15 protein-coding genes are annotated in these 17,107 nt (G+C 68.3%); 2 read left to right on the forward strand and 13 right to left on the reverse strand.

What is annotated here, in order from left to right:
* Nucleotides 1-8: 8 nt before the first annotated feature.
* The 6 genes from HNR09_RS00310 to HNR09_RS00335 all read right to left on the reverse strand — a co-directional run bounded on the left by HNR09_RS00310 (nucleotide 9) and on the right by HNR09_RS00335 (nucleotide 8,127).
* Entirely contained in the window at nucleotides 9-1,742 is a 1,734-nt protein-coding gene (locus HNR09_RS00310; protein ID WP_179542921.1) for a DEAD/DEAH box helicase, read from the reverse strand.
* A 222-nt stretch (nucleotides 1,743-1,964) separates the two neighbouring features.
* Nucleotides 1,965-2,366 carry a DUF3039 domain-containing protein gene (locus HNR09_RS00315; RefSeq protein WP_378938879.1) on the reverse strand — a complete coding sequence of 134 codons (402 nt, stop codon included), beginning with the start codon at nucleotides 2,364-2,366 and terminating at the stop codon, nucleotides 1,965-1,967.
* Nucleotides 2,367-2,478: 112 nt separating this feature from the next.
* Nucleotides 2,479-4,068, reverse strand: coding sequence for a transporter (locus HNR09_RS00320; RefSeq protein ID WP_179540236.1), 1,590 nt, complete (start codon nucleotides 4,066-4,068; stop codon nucleotides 2,479-2,481).
* The gene (locus tag HNR09_RS00325; RefSeq protein WP_179540237.1) at nucleotides 4,053-4,871 is read right to left on the reverse strand and encodes an ABC transporter ATP-binding protein; all 819 of its coding nucleotides are present in this window, start codon (nucleotides 4,869-4,871) and stop codon (nucleotides 4,053-4,055) included. Before HNR09_RS00325 ends, HNR09_RS00320 begins: the two co-directional genes overlap by 16 nt.
* Before the next feature lie 61 nt (nucleotides 4,872-4,932).
* Complete coding sequence (locus tag HNR09_RS16425) at nucleotides 4,933-5,892, reverse strand: tetratricopeptide repeat protein (protein ID WP_179540238.1); 960 nt, start codon at nucleotides 5,890-5,892, stop codon at nucleotides 4,933-4,935.
* 78 nt (nucleotides 5,893-5,970) lie between these two features.
* On the reverse strand, nucleotides 5,971-8,127 hold the full coding sequence (locus HNR09_RS00335) for an ICP22 family protein (protein WP_179540239.1): 2,157 nt from the start codon (nucleotides 8,125-8,127) through the stop codon (nucleotides 5,971-5,973).
* Between the two features lie 189 nt (nucleotides 8,128-8,316).
* Here HNR09_RS00335 and HNR09_RS00340 point away from each other — a divergent pair, with 189 nt between their 5' ends.
* The gene (locus HNR09_RS00340; protein WP_343047383.1) at nucleotides 8,317-9,825 is read left to right on the forward strand and encodes an AI-2E family transporter; all 1,509 of its coding nucleotides are present in this window, start codon (nucleotides 8,317-8,319) and stop codon (nucleotides 9,823-9,825) included.
* Between the two features lie 28 nt (nucleotides 9,826-9,853).
* On the opposite strand, the gene HNR09_RS00345 is transcribed toward HNR09_RS00340, so the two are convergent.
* Nucleotides 9,854-10,174, reverse strand: a complete 321-nt coding sequence (locus HNR09_RS00345; RefSeq protein ID WP_246348666.1) for a hypothetical protein — start codon at nucleotides 10,172-10,174, stop codon at nucleotides 9,854-9,856.
* Nucleotides 10,175-10,259: 85 nt separating this feature from the next.
* On the opposite strand from HNR09_RS00345, the gene nucS reads away from it, so the two are divergent.
* Nucleotides 10,260-10,952, forward strand: coding sequence for an endonuclease NucS (gene nucS / locus HNR09_RS00350; protein WP_179540240.1), 693 nt, complete (start codon nucleotides 10,260-10,262; stop codon nucleotides 10,950-10,952).
* A 156-nt stretch (nucleotides 10,953-11,108) separates the two neighbouring features.
* On the opposite strand, the gene HNR09_RS00355 is transcribed toward nucS, so the two are convergent.
* From HNR09_RS00355 to HNR09_RS00380, 6 genes are all read right to left on the reverse strand, one after another.
* Nucleotides 11,109-11,375 carry a F0F1 ATP synthase subunit epsilon gene (locus HNR09_RS00355; protein ID WP_179540241.1) on the reverse strand — a complete coding sequence of 89 codons (267 nt, stop codon included), beginning with the start codon at nucleotides 11,373-11,375 and terminating at the stop codon, nucleotides 11,109-11,111.
* 31 nt (nucleotides 11,376-11,406) lie between these two features.
* A complete protein-coding gene (gene atpD / locus HNR09_RS00360) occupies nucleotides 11,407-12,864 on the reverse strand; it encodes a F0F1 ATP synthase subunit beta (RefSeq protein WP_179540242.1) in 1,458 nt (485 codons plus the stop codon).
* Nucleotides 12,865-12,941: 77 nt separating this feature from the next.
* Nucleotides 12,942-13,835: a F0F1 ATP synthase subunit gamma gene (locus HNR09_RS00365; RefSeq protein ID WP_179540243.1), complete on the reverse strand. Its 894-nt coding sequence runs from the start codon at nucleotides 13,833-13,835 to the stop codon at nucleotides 12,942-12,944.
* Between the two features lie 112 nt (nucleotides 13,836-13,947).
* On the reverse strand, nucleotides 13,948-15,579 hold the full coding sequence (gene atpA / locus HNR09_RS00370) for a F0F1 ATP synthase subunit alpha (protein WP_179540244.1): 1,632 nt from the start codon (nucleotides 15,577-15,579) through the stop codon (nucleotides 13,948-13,950).
* Between the two features lie 133 nt (nucleotides 15,580-15,712).
* On the reverse strand, nucleotides 15,713-16,522 hold the full coding sequence (locus tag HNR09_RS00375) for a F0F1 ATP synthase subunit delta (protein ID WP_179540245.1): 810 nt from the start codon (nucleotides 16,520-16,522) through the stop codon (nucleotides 15,713-15,715).
* The gene (locus tag HNR09_RS00380) at nucleotides 16,522-17,082 is read right to left on the reverse strand and encodes a F0F1 ATP synthase subunit B (protein WP_179540246.1); all 561 of its coding nucleotides are present in this window, start codon (nucleotides 17,080-17,082) and stop codon (nucleotides 16,522-16,524) included. The genes HNR09_RS00375 and HNR09_RS00380 overlap by 1 nt, the downstream gene beginning before the upstream one ends.
* Nucleotides 17,083-17,107 lie beyond the last annotated feature (25 nt).

Genomic DNA, 17,107 nt, shown 5'->3' on the forward strand with positions numbered 1-17,107 from the left:
CGCCGGACTCACTTCCGGCCCACGAACCAGTTCTGCAGCTTCTTGAGCCGGGCCTCCAGCTGCGCCTGCGTGGCCTGTCCGACCTGCGGACCGCCGCAGGCCTCGCGCAGCTTGTTGTGGACCGTGCCCTGGTGCATCCCGGTCTTCGCCGAATAGGCCGAGACCGAGGTGTTCAGCTGGCCGCGAATCTTCTTCAGCTGCCGGTGGTCCACCACGTCGGCGGGCCGTTCCTGAGCGACCTCCGGGCGGCGCTTCAGCTGCTGGGCCTGGTGCTGCTTGAGCAGCGTGGACACCTGGTCCGGCTCCAGCAGGCCGGGGATCCCCAGAAAGTCCATCTCCTCCTCGGAGCCCACTGCTCCCCCGAGTCCGAACTCGTCACCGTCGAAGAGGACCTTGTCGAAGGAGGCATTCGAGTGCAGGGCCGCGAACTTGCCCTTGGTGAGCTCCTCGGAGGCACGGTCCTCCTGCTCCGCCTCGTCCAGGAGATCCTGCTCCGGGATCTCGGATTCCTCGCCGGTCTGCGGGACCTCCAGGGCGTGGTCACGCTCCTCCTCCATCTCATTGGCCAGGGCGGTCAGCACCGGCACCGAAGGCAGGAAGACACTGGCGACCTCGTTGGCGTTGCGGCGCCGCACGAAGCGCCCGATCGCCTGAGCGAAGAACAACGGAGTCGACGTCGAGGTCGCATACACGCCCACGCACAGCCGTGGGACGTCCACGCCCTCGGAGACCATCCGCACCGCCACCATCCACATCCGGGACCCGTCCTCGGAGAAGTCCTCGATGCGCTGCGACGCCTCCTTGTCGTCGGAGAGCACGATGGTGGTCTTCTGCCCGGTCAGGCGGTCCAGCTGCGCGGCGTAGGCCCGCGCGCTCTCATGGTCGGTGGCGATGACCAGGCCGCCGGCGTCCTCCACTCTCTCCCGGACGTTGAGCAGCCGCTTGTGCGCGGCCGAGAGGACCGAGGGGATCCACTCGCCCTCCGGATTCAGCGCGGTGCGCCAGGCATGATTGGTGATGTCCTTGGTGGCGGCCGCGCCGAGCTGCGCCTCCATCTCCTCTCCGGAGGAGGTGCGCCAGCGCATGTTCCCCGAATAGGCCATGAAGACCACCGGGCGGACGACCTTGTCCTTCAGCGCCGGGCCGTAGCCGTAGGAGTAGTCGGACTGCGAGCGTCGTACACCGTCGGCGTCCTCGGTGTAGTCCACGAACGGGATCGGAGAGGTGTCGGAGCGGAACGGTGTGCCGGTCAGCGCCAGGCGGCGCGTCGCCGGGGTGAACGCCTCACGGATGCCGTCACCCCAGGAGAGCGCGTCGCCTGCGTGGTGGATCTCGTCGAGGATCACCAGAGTGCGTCCGGCCTCGGTCTTGTTCCGGTGCAGCGCCGGCTTGTTCGCCACCTGGGCGTAGGTGACCGCGACGCCGATGAACTGCCGGCCATGACGGCCGTCGGAGTTCTTGAAGTTGGGGTCGATCGCCAGACCGATGCGGGAGGCCGCGTCGGCCCACTGCCGCTTGAGGTGCTCGGTGGGTGCCACCACGCAGATGCGGTTGATCTCGCCTGAGTCCACCAGCAGCTTCGCCACGCGCAGGGCGAAGGTGGTCTTTCCCGCACCGGGCGTCGCCACGGCCATGAAGTCCTTGGGCGACCTGCGGATGTAGAGATCCAGCGCCTCCTGCTGCCACTGCCGCAGCTTCGGGGCGGTGCCACGAGCGGCTCGGTGCGGATACACCGGTGGCATCGAGGCTCCGACGTCGGTGCCGACGTCGAACAGCGACTCCGTCTGAACGCCTGAGGAATCAGTCACAGCTGTGCATGCACCCTTGAAGGTCGAGGTCCGGTGGTCTGGTTCCGCCCACGCCGGGTCTGCCGCGGGCTCAGGGAACGGCCCCCGCACAGGCAGGGGCCGGGCTGAGGCCAGAGATGCTCACGCGGCGGAGGGGCCCGCCGTCGTCAGGATGGGTCAGCGGTTGCGTCCGAAGCCGAAGAAGCCGCCGCCGCGGCCGGCTGAGCCGCCGTCACCGTCGCCACCCTGGATGCCCTCGTAGATCTCCTGGCACTCGGGGCAGACCGGAAACTTCTTCGGATCACGGGAGGGGATCCAGACCTTGCCGCACAGGGCGACGACCGCGCCCCCCTCGAGAGCCGACTCCATGATCCTGTCCTTCTTCACATAGTGCGAGAAGCGCTCATGGTCGCCCGGCTCGGACAGCTGCTCCTGGTGCTCACGCTCGATCGTGGTCGCCCCGCCCGGGGACGGTGCGGAGGCCGGATCTGCCGTGTGCATGCCGGAGGATGCCACGGTGGGCACGGACGGGAGGTCCTGCGCGCCGGGCAGGCGGACGCTGTGCTGGTGAACCATCATGGACGTCATTCTACCGCTCCATCCCTGACACAGTCATCGCGACGCCACACGGCCGGGATGCTGATCCATCCCCAGCGACCCTCTCTCCTCCCCGCGCCCGGCACCACGGGGCTCAGGCGTGGGCCCGGACCTGCTGGAACAGCTCGGGCTGGCTGCGGTCGTAGATGCGGGCGCCCAGGACCAGCCCCGCGATGAGCAGCGCCGCACCCTTGAGCACGGCCAGGATCCCCGTCAGCACCCCGATCCAGGCGATGTCGACGACCAGCCAGACGATCCAGCCGGCGAGCTCCGGGATCATCAGCACGACGATGGCCAGCATGGAGAGCAGCTGGACGGCCATCACCCGCCCCATCGCACCCTGCGGCTGCTTGAAAGGGCTCTCCCCGGGCCTGGGCACCGGATACGTGAACCGGGCGGAGACGACCAGCGAGACGCCGACCGCGGTGAACAGGGCGCCCAGGCTCAGCCCTGTGGTGAGCAGCACCTGCATGGCGGCCCCGGCGATGAGGGCGGGGATCACCGCGGCCACCAGGGTCGCCGGCAGCGCGAACAACAGCAGCGCGAAGGCTCTGCCGAATCGATCATCGATGCCGCGGACCCCTGACGTCACGTGCAGACTGAAGGCCGTGTGGTCATAGGCCACATCCGCAGAGATGGCGAAGCCCAAAGTGAAGGCCAAGAAGGGACCGAGGGCATAGAGGAAGCCGGTCTGTCCGGTCTGCAGGTGCATCACAGTCACGAGGATCACCAGGCCGGGCACGACCACGAGCGAGCCGCCGTACCGGGGGTCCTTCAGCCAATAGGTCAGGGCACGGGCCGCCACCGCGGCCCACGGGCGATCCGGCAGGAGGGCGAACAGCCCCAGGCGACCCTGCTGGGCGGCTCCGCGGCGGACTGTGGCCGAGCCGGGGCGCTCCGTGATCTTGACCAGACCGGCGCGGATGACCAGCACGGCCGCACCGGCGGTCCCGGCGAGGATGAGCAGGTGGATCAGGAAGCCTCCCCAGTCGCCGGCCGCGACGTCCCCGGGCAGCGCGGTCCCCGCGCCCAGCGGGGTGTAGGAGATGACTCGGGTGACCGTCGGCAGCGCCTCGGCGAGGCTGCCGAAGGCATCCTGCAGGAGCGTGGACGCCGGCCAGATGAGGATCGCCAGGCCCAGCCCGGTGACCGCCATCAGATCACGGAAGCGGCGTCCGTCCAGCCAGGCGCTGGCCGTCGTGGTGACCGCTTGGCTGACCAGCGAGAAGGTCACCAGCAGTATCGGAGCGCTGGCCGCGGCAGTGATCATGGCCGCCGGCTCGGCGCGCCAGTAGAGCACGTGGCCGAGCAGCCACACCACCGTGAGCAGGGCTCCGAGGGACAGCAGGCCACACAGCACCAGGCCCGTGACCAGGGACCGTCGAGGCACCGCTGTGGTCACGAAATGTCGGGGGTCCATCAGACTGTCACGACCGGTGAGGAACAGCGGGATCAGCAGCCAGAGCAGCAGCACGGCAGCACCGAGCAGCACGGAGACGGTGTGCCGAGTCTCCAGCGCCAGGCCGGCGACAGGAGACCCGCTCACCACCAGAGCGGTGACCAGCAGACTCGTCATGCCCAGCCCGTAGAGCAGCATGAACAGCGTGCCGACGACCTGCCAGGCGGAGCGTCTGAAGCTGTTGGCGGCCAGCGCGAGCTTCAGGCGGATCAGAGTCGCAACCATGACAACTCCTCGTGCCCGCCCTCGAGCCCGATCAGCTCCACGAAGCGACTCTCCAGGTCACCGCCGTCTCGGACCTCCTCCACGGTCCCCGAGACCAGCAGACGCCCTTCGGCGATGATGCCCACGTGGGAGCACATCCGTTGCACGAGGTCCATCACGTGGCTGGAGAGGATCACCGTGCCACCGGAGGCCACGTAGCTGTCCAGCAGGCCTCGGATGGTGCGGGCAGAGACCGGGTCCACCGCCTCGAAGGGCTCGTCCAGGACGAGCAGCTCCGGAGCATGGATCATCGCGGAGGCCAGCGCGATCTTCTTGGTCATGCCGGCCGAATAGTCGGCGACGAGCTGACCCGCCGCCTCAATGAGGCCGAGCACGCGCAGCAGGTCCGCCGTCCGCTCGGCGACGGTCTCCCGGTCCATCCCACGCAACAGGCCCGCATAGGTGACGAGCTGCTCCCCGCTCAGCCGGTTGAAGAGCATCACCCCGTCGGCGAGCACACCCATGCTGCGCTTGGCCTGGAGCGGCCGGGCCCACACGTCGACGCCGCCGACCTCCGCTCTGCCGTGGTCCGGGCGCAGCAGGCCGGTGGCCATGGAGAGCGTGGTGGTCTTCCCGGCGCCGTTGGGGCCGACGAAGCCGTAGAACGACCCTCGAGGGACCTCCAGGTCGAGACCGTCCACGGCGAGCTTCTCACCGAACCGCTTCCCCAGGCCGCTCAGCCGCAGGGCGGGCGGGCGGTCGGTGGGTTCGCTGTCGTGCGGCAGTACCGGTGCGGGCGACGTCGTGCGGCCGAGCTCTGTCATGGTCGTCAGGCTAGTCTGTCGGCTGGAGGGCCGGCATCACCCGCGAGGATGATTCATCGGCTCAGAACAGCGCGCGGGCCAGTTGCTGACGCGACGTGTTCACCCGAGGGTCGGTGTCCCCGACGATGGAGTAGAGCTCCACCAGGTGGGCCCTGGCCCGCTCCCGCTCTTCGCCGAAGTGGCCGCGGATGAAGGTGATCAACCGGGCGAAGGCGTCCTCCACGTGACCGCCGAGGACGTCCAGGTCGGCCACAGTGATCTGCGCGCCGACGTCGTCCGGGCTTTGCGCCGCCGCCGAGCGAGCCTGGTGGAGGTCCACGTCCTGGGTGCGCCGCATCAGCCGCACCTGGGCCAGACCGATCGAAGCGTCGGTGTCGCCCGGGTTCTCCCGCAGCGCCTGCTCGTAGGCGTCGATCGCTCCGTCGAGGTCACCGATCTCCAAGCAGTCGTGGGCTTTCTGGTGCAGCGGAGGCAGCTCGGGCTCCTCATCGGCGGCACGCGCACGCCGGCTCTGCGGGGGAAGCTTCTGGGTCATGCCGTTCTGAGTGGCCAGCTGGACCATCTCGGTGACCACCTGGCCGAGCTGGTCGGCCGGCACCGACGAGTCGAACTCGCCGACGGGACGCCCACCGACGAAGGCAGTCGCCACAGGGATCTGATCCGCTCCCTGGGCCTGCGCAAGCTCCGGGCTGATCGAGGCGTCGACCTCGGCGAGCAGCACACGGCCCTGCTGGGCGTCCACGTGGTCTGCCAGCGTGGAGCGCATCGTCGTGGAGGCTTCGTCCTCCCCGTGGATCAGCACGATCACCGGCGCCTGGGCCGAGAGCTGCACGATCTGCTGCAGCTGCTCAGGACGGATCGGCACCACCCAGCTGTCGGCACCGGCGGCGTGCTCGCCGCCGGGCTGTCCCGGCTGGGGGTCCGGCCCACCGGCTCCTCCCAGCTGCGAGAGGTCCACCGCACCACGGGCGTTCACCGAGGCGGTCGCGCCGGTCTCGGATTCGGGTCCTGACTGGGTCACAGAGCTCACTCCTCCATCACTGCTGCTGGTCCGTACCGACTGCTCCCTCCCCGTCGGCCAGAGGCCGGGCGGGCACGGTCAGTCGAGGATGTTCACGTCACTCACGATATCGTGCACGCCGAGCAGGACCACCTGGTCCTCGTCCTCGGCGGGGATGTGGAGGATCATCGACTCCCGGTTGATGACGTCGGCGTCCGCAGTGGTCGTCTGTGTGCCGGCCAGCTCAGCGAGCGTCTCGTCCTCGAAGATGATCTGGTCCCCCGGCTCGAGCGGCCGCAGCTGCATCGTGGAGTCGAAGGACCCCACGGCGAGCACGGAACCGTCGGGAAGCCGCAGCGCGGTGGTGCTCCCCTCCACCAGGGGGCGGGTGTAGGAGATCTCCACGTCGGCAGCCGCCTCGCGGACCTCCTCCTGATAGGACTGCAGGTCCTCGATGTAGGGGTTGTCCTCCACGTGCGCGCCGAAATAGTACTCACGGTTGTTCAGGAACACCGCCGTGCGGATCATGGCGTAGTCCGGGGCGAAGCGGGCGACCTCGGCCTCCGGGTCCACCGGGACGATTCCCCCCTCCTCTGCGGCGATGGCCGGGAACTCGGTGCCGGGCATCATCATCACGGCCTGAGTGAGCCGGTAGTTCTCCCGCGGCGAGTCCTGTTCGATCACCAGCACCTGGGGAATCTCGGACTCTTCGTGTCGGGTGATGACCACGGCCTGGCGCGGGAACTCGGTGGATGAGGTGACGGCGGCGGCGAGCGGTGCGGAGCCGATGGGCTCCGGGCCGGCGGCGTCGCTGATCTCCTGGTTGCGGTAGGTGAGCTCACGGACCTCGAGGGCGTTCCCGTCGACGCGCTCTTCGAGGACCTCAGCATCCTGGTCCTCGTCACCGGCCTCGACGACCTCGACGATGTCCTCCAGGATGTGCTGGAGCTGGCTTTCCAGAAGCACCGAGTACTCACCGGCCTCGGGAACATCAGCGCCGGCGTCCTCAGCGTCCGCGTCGTCGAGCTCCTCCTCAGCCTGCTCATCGGACTGCTCATCGGCCTCCTCGGGCGAGGCGCGCAGGCTCCCGGTGACGTCGGCGCCGGGCACTGCGGTGACGGCCACGGCCGCGAGCACCGCGACCGAGGAACTGCGCCACCAGAATGAGCGGCGTCCGGGCTCCTGGCTGTCAGCGGCAGGGCCCTCAGCCGCAAGATCCTCAGCTGCAAGGTCCTCATCAGGGGTTCCCGCGGGAGCGGGGGCGGTTTCGTCGTCCTCCTCACGCACCGGCACCCCCTCCGAGCCTGCGGTGGTCTCACCGTCGGCTGGGCTCTCCTCCACACCGGGGGTCGCAGGGATCACAGTGGTCTCCTCCGAGGTCAGATCCATGACCTCCTCGCCATCGACGTCCTTGTCGTCGGCATCCTCCTCGTCGATCTCGGCACGATCAGCGGCCTCAGCGTCGGCCGGAGTCCCGGAGGAGGCCTCGGACTCCTCACCCGCGGCGGGGGTGATCGTCGTCGCCGGGGTCGCGTCCGTGGGTTCGGAGGCCCCTGCGTCCTCGACGTCGGCCCCCTCTGCCTCCTGCGCGTCCTCTGGCACCACCTCGCCGTCATAGGCCGCGGCGAGCACATCGCGCTCCCTCCGGCGGGCGGCCATGGCGCGGTAGAACAGCAGCAGGGCCAGCAGGATCAGCAGCGCACCGGCCACGCTCAGCGCGATGCCCAGGGTGCGGTCCACCGGCTGCTCGACCTCGACAGCGACTGCGGCCGGGGCGGCTTCCTCTCCGTCGCGGAAGAGCATCAGCCCCCAGTCCCCGGAGTCATCGGGGGCGACCCAGCGATACTCCAGAGATCCTTCGGCGATCTCCGTGGCGACCCACAGGTCAGAACCTGAAGGGTCCGGCACCTGGGCCTCGCCGTCGACATGCTCCGCGACCACGCTCGGCGGCTCCTCGGCGGAGCCTTCCTCCACACCGGTGATGCGCACATGGGCCGCATCGTCCACCCAGGCGTCGATGTCGTCAAGACGCGCCAGAGCGATCGTGAACTCGCCCTCAGCTTCGATGGTGAACTCCTCACGCCCCTGCTCGGGATCCACTACGCCGTCGGTGATCACCGTCAGCGGGGCCTCCTCGACCTCGGACGTCTGCGCGGTGGAGACCTCCTGCGGAGCCCAGACGGACAGCAGGCCGATGCCGGCCGCCAGGGCGGCCAGTCCGAGCAGGAAGGCGAGGATCGATGACAGGAAACGCACGGATGGGTGTCCTTAGATGTGGAGGGCACATGAACGGACGGACCGCCGCCACATCGGCGGCGGTCCAACACTTTAGACTAACTCACGATAACGATCCGGTCACGCTCGGGAGCACCTTGGCCGGCTCGTCGGCGCGACGTTCCGGACCGCCTCCCGCGCCCCGACAGGGCGCACAGCTAGGCTGACCTCGTGAGTCTCCTGCAGCGAGCTCTCCGGCGACTGACCCCACGGGGGCGTCGCGCGGGGACAGAGGACGCCAGCCCGGACGCCCCCGCGCGCCCTGACGCCGACCTGGGCAAGACCTCTCCGCGGCGCATCTCGCGCCTGCGCCGCTCGCTGCGCCCGATCCTCGAAGACCCTGACGAACCCGTGCGGCGCTACGACGCCTATGGACTGCCGCCCGAAGTGGACCCGAGCCCCGCTGAGCGGGCCACCCCCGGGGCGGTCGGCCCAGCCGGGTCCGCCGTGCGCCCAGCAGACGGCTCCCAGGGGACCTCGTCGGGCTCCTCGCCCCAGCCGATGCAGGACGAGCCCTCCGGACACCCGGACACCGCCGTGACAGGCGTCGACGTCGCACCCACCGACTCCTCCCCGCCGGGTCCCACGCAGCGCGATCCCACGCAGCCCGATCCGCGGGCTCCGCGCGCCCTGCAGCAGTTCACGCAGACCACGCGTCCGGTCTACACAGGCTTCATGTTCACCGTCGGCGTCGGCCTGGCACTGCTGATCTTCTACATCGGACAGACGAACACCCAGCTGCTCGTCTGGATCGGGGCGGCGCTGTTCATCGCTTTGGGCCTGGACCCGGTGGTCCGCGCCCTGGAGCGCCTCGGACTCCCTCGCCCCGCCGGGGTCACCGCGACCATGCTGACCTTCGTCACCACAGTCGCCTCCTTCATCGCGTGGCTGGCTCCCGCGGTGACCCAGCAGATGTCGAACTTCGCAACCTCGATCCCGCAGATCGTCTACGACATGTCACGCACCCCCTGGTTCCGGCGTCTGGACGACGACTTCCAGCTCCAGGACATCATCGACACCGAGGTCAGCCGCTTCGTCGCGGACTCGTCGAACATCACCAATGCCCTGGGCGGACTCTTCGGCGTGGGCGCAGCTGTGCTGACCACAGGCTTCGGGATGCTCGTGGTGGCGGTCCTGGCCCTGTATTTCTTGGCCTCGCTGCCCACCATGAAGGCCTGGGGCTATCGGCTCGTGCCTCGAACCCGCCGCCCGCGCATCCAGCACCTCGGTGAGAGGATCCTCAACGGCGTGGGCTACTACGTCATCGGCCAGGCCTGCGTGGCGTTCCTCAACGGTGTGGTGGCCTACATCGCGATCACCATCGCCGGTGTGCCATTCGGGGCCCTCTTCGCCGTCGTCGTCGGGGTACTGGCCTTCATCCCGCTGGTCGGACCGGTGACCGGCGGCTCACTCGTGACGCTCGTGGCCCTGACCGTGGACTGGCAGACGGCGCTGACCTTCGCGGCGATCTACTTCATCTACCTTCAGATCGAGGCCTACCTGGTCTCTCCGCGCATCATGTCCCGGGCGGTGAAGATCCCAGCCGCGGTCGCCGTGATCTCAGTGATCGCCGGAGGCACGCTGCTCGGCGTCCTGGGCGCCCTGATGGCCATTCCGACGGCGGCCGCCCTCATGCTGCTCATCCGTGAAGTGCTCATCACGCACCAGGACAGTCGCTGAACCCGCGCACCGCGTCCCACCGTCGACCTCAGCCGATCCGCCAGCAGTGGCTGTGCCAGTGGCGACGCTCCGCGGCGGCACGCTCGTCGCCGAAGATCGAGTCCGCCCGCCACGCCACCACGTGCGCGGTGCCGGCCGGGATGGCCAGGTGACATCCCGGGCAGATGTACTCCTTGGCCGCACCGGCTGCGGCGATCCGACGCACATGGTACTCCCCGTCACGGCGGGAGACCGTTCCCGCGGAGAATCCTCCGGCGGAGAGCAAGCCCGGATTCAGGGGACGGGCCTCGCGCTGCCATTTGGAGGGTCCGCGCCCGCCGCGCCGTGATCCTCGAGAGCCCTTCGCCATGGACCCCATTGTGGCAGAGCCGCCCCGGCATCTCACCGCACGGCGTGCACCGCACGCAGCGGCGGAGCGGGTAGGATCGATCACCGTGCGATTGGTGATTGCGACATGCTCCGTGACCTATGCCGGACGACTCAACGCCCACCTGGCCCAGGCGACCCGCCTGCTCATGGTCAAGGCCGACGGCGCGGTGCTCGTCCATTCCGACGGCGGCTCCTACAAGCCGCTGAACTGGATGTCCCCTCCGGCCACCCTGCGCGTCACTGAACCGGACGCCGAGGAGGCCGAGGCCGGCATCGTCGAGATCTGGACCGTCAAGGCCGATAAGAGCGACGACACCCTGCGCATCTCGCTCTCCGAGATCCACCATGACTCCAGCCACGAGCTCGGAGCGGACCCCGGGCTGGTCAAGGACGGGGTGGAGTCTGATCTGCAGCGGCTGCTCTCTGAGCAGATCGATCGTCTCGGCGATGGCCACAGCCTCATCCGCCGCGAGTACCCAACCCCGATCGGCCCGGTGGACATCCTGGCGAAGGGCCCCGGCGGCACCATCGCCGTGGAGCTGAAGCGGCGTGGGGACATCGACGGCGTCGAGCAGCTCACGCGCTACCTGGACCTGCTCAACAGAGACCCGCTGCTGGCCCCGGTGGAAGGCGTCTTCGCGGCGCAGCAGATCAGGCCGCAGGCGCGCACGCTGGCCGAGGACCGGGGCATCCGCTGCGTGGTCCTCGACTATGACGAGATGCGCGGCGTGGACGACGCCGAATCCCGCCTGTTCTGACCCCGCCCCGGCCTGACCTCCCCGCTTTCCATTCGGCACCAGCAGCGCTACGGCGCCAGAGGCCGAGCCCTGCGGTGCGCGCACACACGTAGGCCGCCGTCGGGCCCCTCACGGGGTTCGACGGCGGCCTACGTGTGTGTGAAGTGAGTGTGCCGGTCAGTCCGTGACCAGCTGGGCGTCGTCAGCGACGACGGTCACCCGGTCGGAGTCGACCGAGAAGAAGCCACCGTTGAGATGCGCCCGGACAGGGGCACCCTCCACCGGCTCGATGACTAGCTCACCGGAGGACAGCAGCGCCAGCACCGGAGTGTGACCGGGGAGGATCCCCATGTCACCCTCGATGGTGCGGCCACGGATCGCCTTCGCGGTCCCGGACCACACTGCGCGGTCCTGGGAGACCACCTGGACGTCGAGTTCAGCCATGATCTGTTCCTTCCCCGTGATGTCCGAAGACTCAGGAGTTCTTCTGCAGCTCGGCGTACTTCTGCTCGACGTCGTCCAGGCCACCGACGTTGTAGAACGCCTGCTCCGGAATGTGGTCGAGATCGCCGTTGCAGATCGCGTTGAAGCCCTCGACGGTGTCCTTGATCGGCACCGTCGAACCCTCGACGCCGGTGAACTGCACCGCGGTGTAGGTGTTCTGGGACAGGAACTGCTCGATGCGGCGGGCGCGCGAGACCATGATCTTGTCCTCTTCGGAGAGCTCGTCCACACCGAGGATCGCGATGATGTCCTGCAGTTCCTTGTTCTTCTGCAGGATCTGCTTCACGCGGGTCGCCGTGTCATAGTGCGCCTGACCGATGTACTGCGGGTCCATGATGCGCGAGGTCGAGCTGAGCGGGTCCACCGCGGGGTAGAGACCACGCGAGGCGATCGCACGCGAGAGCTCGGTGGTCGCGTCCAGGTGGGCGAACACGTTCGCCGGCGCCGGGTCGGTGTAGTCGTCGGCGGGGACGTAGACGGCCTGCATCGAGGTGATGGAGTGGCCGCGGGTCGAGGTGATGCGCTCCTGGAGCACACCCATCTCGTCCGCCAGGTTCGGCTGGTAGCCCACTGCCGAGGGCATGCGCCCCAGCAGGGTGGAGACCTCCATGCCGGCCTGGGAGAAGCGGAAGATGTTGTCGATGAAGAGCAGCACGTCCTGGTTCTTCACGTCCCGGAAGTACTCCGCCATCGTCAGAGCGGACAGCGCCACCCGCAGACGGGTGCCGGGCGGCTCATCCATCTGGCCGAACACCAGAGCGGTGTCCTTGAGCACGCCGGCCTCTTCCATCTCGACCCAGAGGTCGTTGCCCTCACGGGTCCGCTCACCGACACCGGCGAAGACCGAGGTGCCGCCGAAGTTTCGGGCCACACGCGTGATCATCTCCTGGATGAGCACGGTCTTGCCCACACCGGCACCACCGAACAGACCGATCTTGCCACCCTGGATGTAGGGGGTCAGCAGGTCGATGACCTTGATGCCGGTCTCCAGCATCTCGGTGGAGCCCTCCAGGGCCGCGAAGTTCGGAGGCTGACGGTGGATCGGCCAGCGGTCCTCGATCTCCAGCTCGGAGGTCGGCATGTCCAGGGTCTCCCCCAGGACGTTGAAGATGTGGCCCTTGACGGAGTCACCCACCGGCACGGAGATCGCCGAGCCGGTGTCGTGCACCGGCAGGCCACGCACGAGACCGTCGGCCCCCTGCATCGAGATGCCCCGGACGAGGTTGTCGCCCAGGTGCTGGGCTGTCTCGAAGGTGATCGTCTTGGTCTCGCCGCCGAGGGTCACCTCGGTGGTCAACGCGTTGTAGATCTCCGGCATGGCGTCAGCAGGGAACTCGATGTCGACGACCGGGCCGATGACCCGGGCGATACGACCGGTCGCACCCGACGGAACGGCCACGGCGGACTGTTCTGCAGTACTGGCAGTCATCTCTCTCACTTCACTTGATGTTGGATGATGTCAAAGCGGTCAGTTCGGGCGGTCGTTGGCTCCGCCCCGTGGGCTGCTTAGCTCGCGGACAGCGCGTCGGCGCCCGCGATGAGCTCAGTGAGCTCCTGGGTGATCTCGGCCTGTCGTGCGTTGTTGCGCAGCAGCGTGTACTTGCGGATCAGCTCGTCGGCGTTGTCTGCGGCAGACTTCATCGCCCGCTGACGTGCGGCCAGCTCCGAGGCTGAGGCTTCGAGCATCGCCGAGAAGATGCGCGACTCGACGTAGCGCGGCAGCAGCGCGTCGAGCACGTCCTCCGGAGTCGGCTCGAACTCGTAGAGCGGCAGCAGCTCGTCCTCGGCCTCGACCTCTTTCTCGACGACGGCCAGCGGCAGCATCCGGTGGACCACCGGCTCCTGGCTGATCATCGACTTGAACTCGGTGTAGACCAGGTACAGCTCGTCCACGCCGCCCTCGGAGGCGTCCTGGACGAAGCGCTCGATCAGGGCATCCCCGATCTCGCGGGCGGTCTCCACCGCCGGAGAGTCAGTCCCTCCGGTCCAGACCTGGTCGTACTCACGCTCACGGAAGTCGAAGTACGCCTGGGCCTTGCGACCGTAGAGATACGGACGGACCTCCTTGTCCTCCTCGCGGAGGTAGGCGATGAGCGACTCGGCACGCTTGAGCACGTTGGTCGAGTAGGCACCGGCGAGACCGCGGTCAGAGGTCATGATCAGCACCGCCGCGCGGGTCGGGTTCTCCGACTTCTGCGTCAGCACATGCTCGATGTCGTCCTGCGAGGCCACGGCCGAGACCGCGCGGGTGATGGCCTCCGAATACGGCAGCGACGCGCGCACGCGCTGGCGCGCCTTGCCGATCCGCGAGGTCGCGATCAGCTCCATCGCTTTGAAGATCTTCTTCATCGACGAGGTCGATGCGATCTTCTCACGGTAGACCCGGATCTGGGCTCCCATGCTTGTCCTTCCCTGAAGTGGTCGGCTCCGCCGCCGACGTGGCGAAGAGCTGGCTCTGCAGCGAGCCCTCTCCTGTGCCGACGTCGACGGCTGGAGTCAGAGTCAGCTCGACTCAGCGGTCCTGAGCGACGATCTCTTCCTGACCGATCTCGTCCGCGGACAGCGCCTCGGCCTGCTCGTTGCCGACGATCGACTGCGGACCCTCCGCGTGGAAGGACCGCTTGAACTCCACGATGGCCTGCTCCAGCTCGGAGAGAGTGTCGTCCTCGAGCTTGCCGGACTCCGCGAGGTTGGTCAGCACGGTCGTCTTGCGACGCAGGTGCTCGATCCAGTCCTGCTCGAAGCGCTTGACGTCGTTGACCTCGACATCATCCAGGTGGCCCTTGGAACCTGCCCAGATGGAGACGACCTGCTCCTCGACCGGGTACGGGGAGTACTGCGCCTGCTTGAGCAGCTCCATCTGACGCTCACCGCGGACCAGCTGCTGACGAGTGGTCGGGTCGAGGTCCGAGGCGAACATCGCGAAAGCCTGCATGTCGCGGTACTGCGCGAGGTCCAGCTTCAGCGTGCCCGCCACCTTCTTCATGGCCTTGACCTGGGCTGCACCGCCGACGCGGGACACCGAGATGCCGACGTCGACCGCGGGGCGCTGGTTGGCGTTGAAGAGGTCCGACTGCAGGAAGATCTGCCCGTCGGTGATGGAGATGACGTTGGTCGGGATGTAGGCCGAGACGTCGTTGGCCTTGGTCTCCACGATCGGCAGTCCGGTCATCGAGCCGGCGCCCAGCTCGTCGGAGAGCTTCGCACAACGCTCCAGCAGACGGGAGTGCAGGTAGAAAACGTCGCCCGGGAAGGCCTCGCGCCCCGGCGGGCGGCGCAGCAGCAGCGAGACCGCACGGTAGGCCTCGGCCTGCTTCGAGAGGTCGTCGAAGATGATCAGGACGTGCTTGCCGCCGTACATCCAGTGCTGGCCGATGGCCGAGCCGGCGAACGGCGCAAGGTACTTGAAGCCCGCCGGGTCAGAGGCCGGCGAGGCCACGATGGTGGTGTACTCCAGCGCTCCCTGCTCCTCCAGCGTCTGGCGCACGGCCGCGATGGTGGAGGCCTTCTGGCCGACCGCGACGTAGATGCAGCGGACCTGCTTGGTGACGTCGCCGGAGTCCCAGTTCGCCTTCTGGTTCAGGATCGTGTCGATGGCGATGGCGGTCTTGCCGGTCTGACGGTCGCCGATGATCAGCTGACGCTGGCCACGGCCGATCGGGATCATCGCGTCGATGCCCTTGATGCCCGTCTGGAGCGGCTCGTGCACGGACTTGCGCTGCACGACCGAGGGGGCCTGGAGCTCCAGCGCGCGGCGACCCTCCGGCTCGATGTCCCCCAGGTCGTCGATCGGGGCTCCCAGCGGGTCCACGACGCGTCCCAGGAACTTGTCGCCCACCGGCACCGAGAGGACCTCGCCGGTGCGGTGCACCTCCTGGCCCTCCTCGATCCCGGAGAAGTCACCGAGGATCACGACGCCGATCTCGCGGGTGTCGAGGTTCTGAGCCAGGCCCAGGGTTCCGTCCTGGAAACGGAGAAGTTCGTTGGCCATGGTCGAGGGCAGTCCCTCGACGCGGGCGATGCCGTCGGCCGCCGAGATCACCCGTCCGACCTCGACGCGCTCGGTGCGCGCCGGGTCGTAGGACGCTGCGAACTCGTTCAAAGCATTGCGGACGTCGTCGGCGTTGATGGTCAAGTCGGCCATCTGCAGTCCCTGCTCTCCTGTGTCGTGGCCGCAGCTGCGGCCGAGTGGTTCAAAGATTCACGTGTATGCCAGCGCCATCGGCGCTGGATGTCAACGGCGCTGCGAGACGCGTGCGCTGCTCCGGGTCCCCGGATCAGCCTGCCAGTCTCCGGTTGAGGTCGTTGAGTCGTGTCGAGACCGTGGAGTCCACCACCTCGTCACCGACCTGCACCCGGATGCCGCCGACCACGGAAGGGTCGACGACGACGTCGAGTTTGAGCTCTCGTCCGAAGTAACGGTCAAGACTGGAGCTCAGCCGCCGCTGGTGGGCGACGTCGAGCTCCTTGGCGACGGTGACCTGGGCGATCCAACGCTGCTGACGCGCCGCCACCTGCCCGGCGAAGCGCTCCACGAGCGCCTCCGGACGCAGACCACGGGGAGCGGTCACCGCCCGATCGATGAGCAGACGGGCTTCAGCGCCGACTCCGGCGGAGAGACGCCCGGCCAGCTTCCGCTTGGCCTCGGCCTCCGCCTGAGGCTCGGTGAGCGCATGCTGCACCTCGTGAGAGGAGGACACCGCGCGCCTGAAGCTCAGGAGATCGGACTCCAGCGCCTCGAGACCCTCGAGACCGCCCTTCTCCGCCTGAACGGCGGCGACCGAGACCGCGAGACGCTCGACCGCGTCACCGAGGTCGCGCTCCCGGCTCCAGCGCTGTGAGGCCACGGCCTCGAGCACGGTCGCGGTGCCGGCCCGCACCTTGGCGCCGAAGAGCGCGCGCACCACAGAGGCACGATCCTGCGCCTCACGGGAAGGGTCGGTCAGGCTCCTGCGCAGCGCGGGCGAGGAGTCCAGCACGTCCAACGCGTGGAAGAGCTCAGCCGCGACCGCGAGCTCGGCACCGTCGAGCGTGTCCGCCAGCTGCTCCTGCAGCGAAGCGAAGGATTCTCCGGTCACCGCAGCCATTACTGTGCCGCTCCTGTCCTGTTCGACTGCTCGGCGTCGAGGTCAGCGAGGAAACGGTCCACCACGCGCTCTGAGCGGGCGTCATCCTCCAGAGCCTCTCCGACGATCCGGCCGGCCAGCTGCGTCGCCAACGCGCCGACGTCCTGGCGCAGCGTCACGGCCGCCTGCTGGCGCTCCGCTGCGATCTGCTGCTGAGCCTGCTCGGTGATGCGAGCAGCCTCTGCCGCCGCCTTCTCCTTGTGCTCGGCGACGATCTGAGCGCCCTCCGCGCGAGCCTCCTCGCGGATGCGGCTGGCCTCGGCACGGGAGTCAGCCAGGTTCTGCTCGTACTCGGCCTTCATCGCCTCGGCCTCGGCCATGGCCTCCTCGGCCTGGCTCAACCCACCCTCGATCGCCGTGCGGCGATCCTGGTAGGCCTTCTCGAAGGCCGGAGCGATGAACTTCACCACGACGGCGAGCAGCGCCAGGAAGCCCAGGATGACGACAAGGGTCTCCCAGAGGTTGGGAACCAGCGGGTTGGCGTCCTCGGCCGCTGCCTGGATCAGTGAAGTGCTGATCATGTGTTCACCCATTTTCACTAGTCAG

This window comes from Nesterenkonia xinjiangensis (assembly GCF_013410745.1).
Lineage (GTDB): Bacteria > Actinomycetota > Actinomycetes > Actinomycetales > Micrococcaceae > Nesterenkonia > Nesterenkonia xinjiangensis.